Genomic DNA, 11,757 nt, shown 5'->3' on the forward strand with positions numbered 1-11,757 from the left:
TAAAAAAGCTCGCAGTTGCGAGCTTTTTTGTGGTCATCACTTATTTCAGTGGTATCAGTTAATCGGATCCATAAAGTTTGGTCCCGACTGATAGTCACCGGATAGCCCAGTGAGTTTGTTTTGGGCATCAAAGGTGAGCACCAGGTTCTTCTGAATGGCTTCGTCATGGCCCGGCTTGTGGTAGTAGACGTAGTACCAGGTATTTGGATATTCAGGTTCAACCAACATTGGCGATCCCAGAACATAGCTCACCTGTTCTTTGTTCATACCGTAACGCAGGGTATTGATGTCGTTTTGATCAAGGTAGTTACCCTGATTGATATCAATTCGATAAACCAGCCTTTCAACGACTGAACAACCACCTAACAGGCTTACTGCTAACGTTAGTGCAGCAATGTTTTTCCAACTCATAGCATCCCGGCAAATTCGCTTTTACTGCTGCGATGATAAACAAGCTCTGGGCAGAAGTAAAAAAGCGGTTAAGAAAAAAACTGTAATTGAGACTGTGAGCTAGCTAATTAGTTGCATCACGGCTTAAGTTTATTTCAATAATACCGGTCTGAACAATATTCTGTTTGATATCAGGCCGCAAACAGCAATTCTTTTGCGTTGGCGAGTGTTCTTTCGGTGATTTCGCTGCCGCCCAGCAGGCGGGCCAGCTCGGAAACCCGGGCTTTGTCATCCAGCGGGTACATGTTGGTCTCGGTCTGGCCTTTGGTTGATTTCTTGGCAACAAACATCTGCTGGTGGCCGCAACCGGCAACCTGCGGCAAGTGAGTCACACACATTACCTGGGTAGACTCGCCCAGTGTACGCAGCATTTTGCCGACGATAGCCGCGGTCGGGCCGCTGATACCGACATCCACCTCATCGAAAATCAGGCTCGGGGTTTCGACTTTCTGCGCGGTAATTACCTGGATGGCCAGGGAAATACGCGACAGCTCACCACCGGAGGCGACTTTGCCCAGCGGCTGCAGCGGCTGGCCGGGGTTGGTCGAGACCAGGAAGGTGATGTTGTCAAAGCCCAGCGGGCTGAGCATCCCTTCGGCATCGCTCTGGATATCAATTTTGAAAATACCGTGTTCCATGCTCAGTTCGTGCATGCTGTTGGAAATCTTCTTGTCCAGCTCCTTGGCGTAGCGCTGGCGGCTCTTGCTGAGCTTTTCTGCCGTGGCGAGGAACTTTTGGCGCTGGAGCTCGACCTGCTCGGCCATCTCTTCCAGACGCTCGTCACTGCAGTCCAGCGCTTCAAGATCTTTCAGCAGATCCTGGTGTTTCTGGTATAGCTCGTTGGGCATCACGTAGTGCTTGCGTGCCAGTGACATGATTTTGGCCAGACGCTCTTCAAGGTAGATCAGACGCTGAGGATCCATATCCAGATTGTCTAGGTAGCAGCGCAGCTCCTGGCTCGCTTCCTGAACCTGGATAATGGCTTCTTCCAGCATGGCCGGAATGGTGCTCAGGTTGCTGTCCAGCTCGCCGAGGGTAATGACCTGCTGGCTGGCCATTTGCAGCAACTGCAGGGCGTTGCCTTCGTCGTTGTCATACAGTACCGAAAGTGCGGTCTGGCTGGAAACGGCCAGCTCGCCGCTGTTGGACAGGCGCTTGTGCTCTTCTTCGATCTCGGCAAATTCGTCTTCGCCAAGGGCCAGTTCATTGAGCTCTTTGACCTGATACTGGATCAGCTGTTTCTGCGCTTCGTTCTCTTCCCGGTTCTGGGTCAGGCGCTTGAGCTCGTTATTGGCCTGACGCCAAATTTGGTAGGCCTTGCGGGTTTTTTCCATCAACAGGTGATGACCGGCATATTGATCCAGCATTTGCTGTTGGTGCTCGGCACGCATCAGCTGCTGGTGGGCGTGCTGACCGTGAATGTTGATCAGCAACTGGCCGAGGGCTTTCTGTTGCGAGGCCGGTACCGGGCTGCCGTTGATAAAGCCACGGGAGCGGCCTTCTTTGGTGATCACCCGACGCAGGATGCACTCCTCGCCGTCGACGAGTTCATTGTCTTCCAGCCAGCGACGGGCTGCCTGGTTGTTCTGCAATGAAAAGGCGGCCGAGATTTCGGCTTTGTCTTCATTTGGCCGCACCATGCTGGCTTCTGCCCGATCTCCCAAGCATAGGCCGAGCGCATCAATGGCAATAGATTTACCTGCGCCTGTTTCACCGGTAATGGTGGTCATTCCCGGTTTTAGTTCAAATTCAAGGTTTTTGACAATAGCAAAGTTGGAGATCGTCATATGTGCAAGCATGTGTTCACCTGTTTAAATCAACACCTGTTTTTTCATACAGTATATACTGTATCTATACACAGTAAAGATACTGGGTGAATTTTTTCTCAGAAAGTTTGATGTGAGTTAAGGTGATGAATTACAGGCACAAAAAAGCCAGCGCAATGGCTGGCTTAGCTCTGAAGGGAAAGGGCTCAGAAGGGAAAGGGGCTCAGAACAGTTTGCTCGACCAGCCCAGCTTTCCGCGCAGCACGTTGTAGTAGCTGTAGTTCTTCGGGTGGATCAGCTTGAGGTGGTCCGGGCTCTGGTAAATCAGGATCTCGTCACCGGGGCTGACCGGCAGGGAGACCTGTCCGTCACAGCTGACCTCGAGGGTACTGCCGTTGGTCGGTGAAACCAGCAGCTTGATCCGGCTGTTGCCGTCGACCACAAGTGGGCGGCAAGACAGCGTGTGCGGGAACATCGGCACCAGGGAAATGGCATTGAGGCTCGGTGACAGGATAGGGCCGCCGCCCGATAATGAATAGGCGGTTGAACCTGTCGGCGTCGAGATAATGAGCCCGTCTGAGCGCTGAGAGAAAGCGAAGGTCTCGTCGATATACACTTCGAATTCAATCATGTGGGCAATCTTGTCCGGATGCAGCACGGCCTCGTTCAGGGCGGCGTTGCGGCTTTTGATTTGCCCGTGACGGTGCACTTCGGCTTCTAGCAAGAAGCGTTTTTCGGTGATGAATTCGCCGTTCAGTACCTTTTCGAGCTCCGAGTCGAAATCATCGGGGGCAAGGTCGGTCAGAAAGCCGAGGTTGCCACGGTTGACGCCGATCACGGCCACATCAAAACGGGAAAGCACCCGGGCGGCACCGAGCATATTGCCGTCACCGCCGACGACGATGGCCAGGTTGGCTTTGTCGCCAATTGTCAGCAAATCGCATAGTGAGGCTTGCGGGACGTCCAGATCGTTAGCCAGACGGTGATCGACCAATACTTCGTAGCCTTTGTTGTTCAGCCAGTCGTACAAACTTTTGTGGGTTTGCAGGGCGTCAGGGTTTCTCGGCTTACCAATTAACGCGATTGTCTGAAAAATGCGCTTCATGTCCTTGATCCGACAAATGATAGTGGAGCCAGTATAGCGCTAGGTTTAGACACTTGTCGCGCTTTGTGAGCGATCTCGGCTTGAATCATTGAACTTCATCCCCATAATATGCGCATGACCGTTTTTTAAGGGTGGGAACTGTGTGTTTTTTCCACTCCATTGACGAACAATAAATCTTGGCGGAGAAGCGAACGCATGAGCAACGAAGAGAAAAAAGTACAGGACGAACAGCTGCAGCAAGACACTGTGAATGCAGCTGAAACTGAATCTGCTGAGGAACAAGTAGTAGAAATGACTGCAGAAGAGCTTCAGGCAGCACGTATTGCTGAACTTGAAGCGGCTCTGCTAACCAGCGAAGCGAAAGTGAAAGAGCAGCAAGACAGTGTATTGCGTGCTCGCGCTGATATCGACAACATGCGTCGCCGTACCGAGCAGGAAGTTGACAAGGCACGTAAATTTGCCCTGAACAAGTTTGCCGAAGAGCTGCTGCCGGTTATCGATAACATGGAACGTGCGATCGAAATGTCAGACAAGAACGACGAAGCGATCAAGCCAATGCTTGAAGGTGTCGAGCTGACGCTGAAGACAATGACGGATACCGTCGAGAAGTTCGGCCTGAAGCAAATCGACCCTATGGGTGAAGCGTTCAACCCTGAGTTCCACCAGGCGATGTCTATCCAGGAAAGTGCCGAGCACGAGCCGAACACGGTTATCCTGGTTATGCAGAAAGGCTATGAGCTGAACGGCCGCGTTGTGCGCCCTGCAATGGTAATGGTATCTAAAGCTGCTGCGGGCAACGTTGATACTCAGGCGTAAGCTGAGCGGCTAGGATCGGAAAACCCGCAATTTTTAAGCGGGTTTTTATTTTTTTGAATTTTTTTTCGATGTTGCCCTTGAAAACAAAATGGCTGCCCTTATCTAGTAGTCATACGACATCGTAAATCAATTTTCTGCGGCTGAGTCCGCACCGCCTGCCCCAATCTGACTTCGGGCAGGTTAGTAGAACTAAATGAATTTCGGAGAGAGCCTGATGGGTAAAATCATTGGTATTGACTTGGGTACAACTAACTCTTGTGTAGCAGTACTTGATGGTGAAAAACCACGTGTAATTGAGAATGCAGAGGGTGAGCGTACAACGGCATCTGTTATCGCTTACACCCAAGATGGTGAAACGTTAGTTGGTCAGCCAGCTAAACGTCAGGCGGTAACTAACCCTGAAAATACACTATTCGCTATCAAGCGTCTGATCGGTCGTCGTTTTGAAGACGAAGAAGTTCAGCGTGATATCGAAATTATGCCTTTCAAAATTGTTAAGGCTGACAACGGTGATGCATGGGTAGAAGCGAAAGGCCAGAAAATGGCAGCTCCTCAGGTATCTGCTGAAGTACTTAAGAAGATGAAGAAAACGGCAGAAGACTTCCTGGGCGAAGAAGTGACTGGCGCAGTTGTTACTGTTCCTGCTTACTTCAACGATGCTCAGCGTCAGGCAACTAAAGATGCCGGCCGTATCGCAGGTCTTGAAGTTAAGCGTATCATCAACGAACCAACAGCAGCTGCACTGGCTTACGGCCTTGATAAGAAAGGCGGTGACCGCACTATCGCTGTTTACGACCTTGGTGGTGGTACATTCGATATCTCTATTATCGAAATCGATGAAGTTGAAGGCGAGAAAACGTTTGAAGTTCTGGCGACTAACGGTGACACACACCTTGGTGGTGAAGACTTCGATAACCGCATGATCAACTACCTGGTAGAAGAGTTCAACAAAGAGCAGGGTATCAACCTTAAGAACGATCCTCTTGCGATGCAGCGTGTTAAAGAAGCTGCTGAAAAAGCGAAAATCGAACTGTCTTCTGCACAGCAAACTGACGTAAACCTACCTTACGTTACTGCTGATGCAACAGGTCCTAAGCACATGAACATCAAAGTGACTCGTGCGAAGCTTGAGTCTCTGGTTGAAGATCTTGTTCAGCGCTCTCTTGAGCCACTAAAAGTTGCTCTGGCTGATGCAGACCTGTCTGTAGGCGATATCACTGACGTTATCCTTGTTGGTGGTCAGACTCGTATGCCAATGGTTCAGGCTAAAGTATCTGAATTCTTCGGCAAAGAACCACGTAAAGACGTGAACCCGGATGAAGCTGTAGCGGTTGGTGCGGCTGTTCAGGGCGGTGTTCTTGCGGGCGACGTGAAAGACGTTCTACTGCTAGACGTTACTCCACTATCTCTTGGTATCGAAACCATGGGTGGCGTAATGACTAAGCTTATCGAGAAGAACACCACGATTCCTACAAAAGCGAACCAGGTATTCTCGACGGCAGAAGACAACCAGAACGCGGTAACTATCCACGTTCTACAGGGTGAGCGTAAGCAGGCGAACTACAACAAGTCTCTTGGTCAGTTCAACCTTGAAGGTATCCAGGCAGCACCTCGCGGTATGCCTCAGATCGAAGTTACTTTCGACCTTGATGCCGACGGTATCCTGCACGTGTCTGCGAAAGACAAGAGCACAGGTAAAGAGCAGAAGATCACTATCCAAGCTTCTGGCGGCCTGAGTGATGAAGATATCGAGAAAATGGTACAAGAAGCAGAAGCTAACAAAGAAGCGGACAAGAAGTTCGAAGAGTTGGTAACTGCACGTAACCAGGCTGACCAGCTAGTACACGGTACGCGCAAGCAGATCGAAGAAGCCGGTGAAGCACTTCCAGCTGATGAGAAAGAGAAAATCGAAGCCGCTGTTTCTGAACTAGAAGAAGCACGCAAAGGCGAAGATAAAGAAGCGATCGACGCGAAAGTTCAGGCGCTAATCGCAGCTTCTCAGAAGCTAATGGAAATTGCTCAGCAGCAGGCTCAAGCTCAGCAGGCACAAGCTGGTGCTGGTGAAGCTGGCGAGCAGCAAGCTCAACAAGACGACAACGTTGTTGACGCTGAGTTCGAAGAAGTTAAAGACGACAAAAAATAAGATAGTTAATTCATAATCTTATTTTCGCGCGGGCGTTGGAGGAATACTCTTGCGCCCGTAGCTGTATTCAGGCAGGTGACAGTTAAGTATGTCTAAACGTGACTTTTACGAGGTTCTTGGCGTTGGCCGTGACGCGTCAGAACGTGATATTAAAAAGGCCTATAAGCGCCTTGCGATGAAGTTTCACCCCGACCGTAATCAGGGTGACGAGCAGGCTGCAGAAAAATTCAAAGAAGTGAAAACCGCCTATGAGATCCTGACCGATCCTCAGAAGAAAGCGGCATACGATCAGTATGGCCATGCTGCGTTTGAGCAGGGTGGTATGGGCGGCGGTGGCGGCTTCGGCGGCGGCGCTGACTTTGGCGATATTTTCGGTGATGTGTTCGGCGATATCTTCGGTGGTGGCGGTGGCCGTCGCGGTGGCCAGCAGCGTGCTCAGCGTGGTGCTGATCTGCGCTACAACATGGAGCTGACACTGGAAGAAGCCGTTCGCGGTTGTAGCAAAGAGATCCGTGTTCCTACTTTGGTTCACTGTGATACCTGTGACGGTTCCGGTGCCAAGAAAGGTACGTCAGCGACAACCTGTGGCACCTGTCACGGTCAGGGCCAGGTGCAGATGCGTCAGGGCTTCTTTGCTGTCCAGCAGACGTGTCCGCACTGTCACGGTCGCGGCAAGATCATCAAGGAGCCTTGTGGCACCTGTCATGGTCAGGGCCGTAAGGAAGAAACCAAGACTCTGTCTGTGAAGATCCCGGCGGGTGTTGATACGGGCGACCGTATCCGACTATCCGGCGAGGGTGAAGCGGGCGAGTTTGGTGCACCGGCAGGCGATCTGTATGTACAGGTTCACGTTGCCCAGCACCATATCTTCGAGCGTGATGGCAGCAACCTGTACTGCGAAGTACCTGTGAGCTTTACCATGGCAGCCCTGGGTGGTGAGGTTGAAGTACCGACCCTAGACGGTCGCGTTAACCTGAAAGTGCCTACTGAAACCCAGACTGGCCGTATGTTCCGCATGCGTGGCAAAGGGGTGAAATCAGTACGTGGCGGTACGGTTGGCGATCTGATCTGTAAGCTTGTGGTTGAAACGCCTGTTAACCTGAGCTCTCGTCAGAAGGAGCTTCTGCAAGAGCTGGAAGAGACCCTGGGTGGCTCTGCGGCAAAGAAGCATAAGCCTAAATCAGAAGGTTTCTTTGACGGCGTGAAAAAGTTCTTTGATGACCTGACTGGTTAAGCACTGGCGAACGCCATGATAAAAGCCGACGTTAAGTCGGCTTTTTTGTGCCTGCATTTTACCGGTGTTCTATCGATCTTTCTTACCAGCAATCTCCGCTTCCTGATGCGGATCCCACACCGGCAGCGTTTAAATAAAGCGTCCCGCATGTATCATCTAGTTTGGGAGTGGCTGATAACTTATAGATATTGGCCCCGGCACCAGAGGTTGCACCGTAGTCATACCGCTTCAGATTGAGATTGCAGCCCGGACAGCTGGTGTTATCGACAGCTGCCGGATAACTGCCGTTGGTGGTGTATTGCTCTTCCATCCATAGCTGCAACCGGACGAGTCCGGCTTTGGCGTCCTCTCGATAGCTTTTAGTGACATGATCGGTATAGGCCGGGTAGGCGAACGCACTGATAATCCCGACAATGGCAACCACGACCAATAATTCGATCAGTGTCATACCTTTTTGGCAATTGTGAATCTGGCTCACCACGATCTCCTGAAGTGCATCGCTAACTCATTGATATAAAGTAAGGCTATTGTTCTAGAGTGATAATCTATATGCAATTAAATTGGTATTAATCAAGGTGATTGCATGCGAAGTTGGGTATCACATCAAGGCTTTACCCTATTGGAGTTGCTGATAACTCTCTCTGTCATCACCGTCTTGCTGACAACGGCTGCGCCGTCTTTTACATCGACGCTTGAGCACTACAAGCTCAGGCGTTTGGCCAATCAGTTGGCGACCAATTTGCATTTGGCGCGTACCGAAGCTGTTCGCACCAACCAGACTATTTATGTTCACAATGTCAATATGAGCTCGTCGACAAATTCCGGGTGGTGCGTAGTAATGACATCAAATGCCGCTACGCCCGGTGGATGTTCTGCCTCGGACTGGACACAGGCGTTAGCCGTGGTTGATGGCGGTCAGTTCCCTTCGATTTTAATAAGCAGTAACAGAAACTACAGTTCATTTGATGGAGCCCGCAGCATGGTCAACCAAGGAATGACCTATGAGTTGAAAACCGATGGTATGACAGCGGATCAAAGGATTGAAGTGATAGTGAGTAAAAAGTCACGAATAAGGCGGTGTAGTAAGAATGGAATACCGGGCTTTGAGTCCTGCTAACTGCAAGGGGATGACGCTGATTGAGAGCCTTGTCGCCATGGCTATTGGTATTCTGGCTTTATCCCTTATGGTCTCGACCTTTTTGAGTGGTACCCAAACGGCGGTACGGGTTACTGACGGTTCGTATTTTTTCCACGAGTTCTATGATGTTTCACGTTTTATCCTTGATGACATACGCAGAGCCGGCTATGCCATAAAAGGCACCCGCGAAGGGCAGGTAAAGTGGGCTGGCGCGGCTTCAGAACTTGAGATCTTAGAATCAGGCCAGTGCATTGCCTATGCCTATGAGTTTGAGGATTCGGGAGTGGAGAAGGTGCGTTATTCCACTGTGTTTTACTTTGCGGATGACAAGGCTATACGCTTGTATACACTTGAGAAAAAAATTCATGATATTTCAATACCTATACCTAATGTAACTGAGGCTTGCGGAAAGGGGGTCAATAAATCAGGAGAAGCGATTACTGACAGTAATAGTATGACGGTTACTTCACTCTATTTTGATGGCAGTGCTTCGCCGCTTTATGACGTTGTGATCCAAGCACAATCGCAGTTTGATGGTCATGATGAACAAATGGCGTTCAAAGTTCACCGGATGAATTAAGGAAAAAGGATGAAGCGAGTGAGCAGAACTTCAGGTTTTCTAACGTTGATGGTGGCTGTCATCTTGTTGCTGATCGGCAGCTATGCATTTTTCGAATCTGCCGATACCAGCCTTTTTCTTGTCAAGCGTTTCCAAAATACCCTGGCGGCCAAGAAGCTTCACTGGGCTGCGCAGGGGGGACTGGAATGTGCGTTTGCCGTGAATAAACAAAATGCCGGAGTGCCACCTCCCCTGCAAAGTTATAGCGATTGTGAAAAAGAGGTCTTGCCCGTTGGCGAGCGGGGGAGGCTTGATGTGCAAGTAGAGGTTGACCCGCCGATGATTAACTCTCCACATTTTACCCTTAAAAGTAAAGCATCAGAAAGTAATGGGCGAAATGGTGGAAATGGTGAGCGTACAGTTTCAAAAGATATAGAAGTGACTACAAAGTCTGTGATGCCCGGAATATTCAAGACTTCCTCCATGCTTCGCCTGACGGGCGATTTTGCCTTGCTCCCTAATAAAAACACTAAGGATGGGAAAAACGAGTGCATTACCATGGTGGTAAAGGACAAGAAGAATTTTGTGCATAGCGACAGTACTGCAAACTCCAAGCTGATTATTCGCGACAATGATGGGTATAGCGAAGGTCAGGTTCCCCCCAGCGTCGATCTGGCTGCACTAAATAACAGCGCTAAGCTTGGTAACTTTTCCTGTGCGCCCGGATATCAGAGCTTCAATATGGTGGGGACAAGAGAGGGGGAGTACCTGGCGAACGATATTAATGAAGACCCGGCAATGGATATGTTCAAAGACTTGTTTGGGGTGACTAGAGATAAATGGAAAGAAGTGCGGGACTCACAATTTACGGGAAATCAGACAGCCATCATTAACAAGGATAACACCAGTGTGATGGTTGAAAACTGTGCCGATAAAATTAATGAGGCTTATAAAAATGGTGCTAAACGTATCTGGATTGATGGTAGTTGTAATCTAGGGAGTAGTGACAAACCGGCAACAGATGGGATGCCGATAGATTTGAATACGCCAGCAGATAATAAACCAGACATGGAAGTGATGATCGTTGTACGCGACGGCATTATTTATTCGGCCGGGCAGGTGGGTATTTCAGGGCTGGTCTATCAGTTTAAAACTGGAGATCGAGCGGATAGCGTGATGACGGCTGATATGGTTACCTCTTGTGAGAAGGCGGGATTTTGCTCGAGTTCTGCTCATGGTGACTCTTATAAAAATAAAGCCTTCTATACTCACGGCGCCCTTTATGCGTTTGGTGGACTGGCAGTGGATATGCCTGATTTGGTTTTTGAAGTGTTTGGCTCGCTCTGGGCTGAATACGATATCAGCAAGTGGCAAGGTATTATCTCTCCGGGGGGAGGGGCGACACCCGGTGGCAGCGCGGTTAAATGGAAAGAAGGAACCTGGCGTGATTAGTTATCAGCAGAGAAGGGGTTACGGCTTTTCGCTGGTGGAAGTTGTCGTTGCCATGTCTGTCGTGGCTATCGCGACTCTTGGTTTGGTTAAAATGCAAACTTTCCTTGAGCGTAAAAGTGAGTATGTACAGATGGGGTTGGTTGCCTTGCAGATAGCTGAAAATGACATGCAGTATGTTCAGAGCCTGAGTTTTGCCTCTATCTCTGGTGCCAGCGGCACTATTAGCCGAGCCGAAGGGACTTATGACTGGGTGCGGACATATAAATCAGTAATGTCAGGTGATGCGAAGCAATTGCAAACTACTGTGACATGGTCTGACAGGCGGGATGAAAAGCAAAGTTTGGCATTATCAACAATGCGAACCAAGTTTAATTAGCACGAGTCTTGTCTCTGATTTATACAAAAAACAGGGTTACTGTATAAACTTTGTTCGCTTGGTGTTTTTTCTTAAAAAAACTATTGCCTCTTCCAAATATCTCCCTATAATTCGCTTCCGTTGTCACGACAAACTACTCGTTAGAAAGTCGAGATAACAATGTTCTTTAACAATTTGACCATGCAATCTGTGTGGGCACTCGTGAAATGATTAGTCAAAAGATTTATCAGTGAACTGAGTGACCAATACAAATAACTTCGGTTATTTGGCACAGTCAATTCGAGTTCTCGTTACTAGCTTCTAGTAATGGAAACTCAATCAGTATTCATTGAGCCGGTCGAGAGACCAACAAAACTTTAATTGAAGAGTTTGATCATGGCTCAGATTGAACGCTGGCGGCAGGCCTAACACATGCAAGTCGAGCGGCAGCGACATAAACAATCCTTCGGGTGCGTTTGTGGGCGGCGAGCGGCGGACGGGTGAGTAATGCCTGGGAATATGCCCTGATGTGGGGGATAACCATTGGAAACGATGGCTAATACCGCATAATCTCCTTTCTTTWRSKAGARGGGAGCAAAGAGGGGGACCTTCGGGCCTCTCGCGTCAGGATTAGCCCAGGTGGGATTAGCTAGTTGGTGGGGTAACGGCTCACCAAGGCGACGATCCCTAGCTGGTCTGAGAGGATGATCAGCCACACTGGAACTGAGACACGGTCCAG

The 11,757-nt window shown here is 49.6% G+C and carries 11 protein-coding genes and 1 rRNA gene; 8 read left to right on the top strand and 4 right to left on the bottom strand.

Annotated elements, in window-relative coordinates:
• Positions 1-54: 54 nt before the first annotated feature.
• The 3 genes from bamE to nadK form a co-directional block, all read right to left on the bottom strand.
• A complete protein-coding gene (bamE, locus tag EIZ48_RS07380) occupies positions 55-411 on the bottom strand; it encodes an outer membrane protein assembly factor BamE (protein ID WP_075762456.1) in 357 nt (118 codons plus the stop codon).
• A 170-nt stretch (positions 412-581) separates the two neighbouring features.
• Complete coding sequence (gene recN, locus EIZ48_RS07385) at positions 582-2,249, bottom strand: DNA repair protein RecN (protein ID WP_160649708.1); 1,668 nt, start codon at positions 2,247-2,249, stop codon at positions 582-584.
• A 190-nt stretch (positions 2,250-2,439) separates the two neighbouring features.
• The gene (gene nadK / locus EIZ48_RS07390) at positions 2,440-3,321 is read right to left on the bottom strand and encodes an NAD(+) kinase (RefSeq protein ID WP_075762454.1); all 882 of its coding nucleotides are present in this window, start codon (positions 3,319-3,321) and stop codon (positions 2,440-2,442) included.
• Positions 3,322-3,516: 195 nt separating this feature from the next.
• Between nadK and grpE the strand changes: the two genes are divergently transcribed.
• The 3 genes from grpE to dnaJ all read left to right on the top strand — a co-directional run bounded on the left by grpE (position 3,517) and on the right by dnaJ (position 7,514).
• Complete coding sequence (grpE, locus tag EIZ48_RS07395) at positions 3,517-4,137, top strand: nucleotide exchange factor GrpE (protein ID WP_160649710.1); 621 nt, start codon at positions 3,517-3,519, stop codon at positions 4,135-4,137.
• 214 nt (positions 4,138-4,351) lie between these two features.
• Complete coding sequence (gene dnaK / locus EIZ48_RS07400; RefSeq protein ID WP_160649712.1) at positions 4,352-6,280, top strand: molecular chaperone DnaK; 1,929 nt, start codon at positions 4,352-4,354, stop codon at positions 6,278-6,280.
• A gap of 88 nt (positions 6,281-6,368) precedes the next feature.
• Positions 6,369-7,514: a molecular chaperone DnaJ gene (dnaJ, locus tag EIZ48_RS07405; protein WP_075762451.1), complete on the top strand. Its 1,146-nt coding sequence runs from the start codon at positions 6,369-6,371 to the stop codon at positions 7,512-7,514.
• 82 nt (positions 7,515-7,596) lie between these two features.
• Here the strand turns inward: dnaJ and EIZ48_RS07410 are convergent, their stop codons facing one another.
• Positions 7,597-7,992 (bottom strand): type IV pilin protein, encoded by a 396-nt coding sequence (locus EIZ48_RS07410; RefSeq protein ID WP_160649714.1) that lies wholly within the window; start codon positions 7,990-7,992, stop codon positions 7,597-7,599.
• A 105-nt stretch (positions 7,993-8,097) separates the two neighbouring features.
• On the opposite strand from EIZ48_RS07410, the gene EIZ48_RS07415 reads away from it, so the two are divergent.
• The 5 genes from EIZ48_RS07415 to EIZ48_RS07435 form a co-directional block, all read left to right on the top strand.
• Positions 8,098-8,631 (top strand): GspH/FimT family pseudopilin, encoded by a 534-nt coding sequence (locus tag EIZ48_RS07415; protein ID WP_160649735.1) that lies wholly within the window; start codon positions 8,098-8,100, stop codon positions 8,629-8,631.
• Positions 8,603-9,232 (top strand): PilW family protein, encoded by a 630-nt coding sequence (locus EIZ48_RS07420; RefSeq protein WP_160649716.1) that lies wholly within the window; start codon positions 8,603-8,605, stop codon positions 9,230-9,232. Before EIZ48_RS07415 ends, EIZ48_RS07420 begins: the two co-directional genes overlap by 29 nt.
• Positions 9,233-9,241: 9 nt before the next feature.
• Entirely contained in the window at positions 9,242-10,663 is a 1,422-nt protein-coding gene (locus EIZ48_RS07425; RefSeq protein WP_160649718.1) for a hypothetical protein, read from the top strand.
• On the top strand, positions 10,656-11,039 hold the full coding sequence (locus EIZ48_RS07430; RefSeq protein WP_160649720.1) for a prepilin-type N-terminal cleavage/methylation domain-containing protein: 384 nt from the start codon (positions 10,656-10,658) through the stop codon (positions 11,037-11,039). Before EIZ48_RS07425 ends, EIZ48_RS07430 begins: the two co-directional genes overlap by 8 nt.
• 357 nt (positions 11,040-11,396) lie before the next feature.
• Positions 11,397-11,757 (top strand): 16S ribosomal RNA (locus EIZ48_RS07435); the annotation flags it as partial.

This window comes from Photobacterium alginatilyticum (genome assembly GCF_009910675.1).
In the GTDB taxonomy this organism is placed as follows: Bacteria; Pseudomonadota; Gammaproteobacteria; order Enterobacterales; family Vibrionaceae; genus Photobacterium; species Photobacterium alginatilyticum.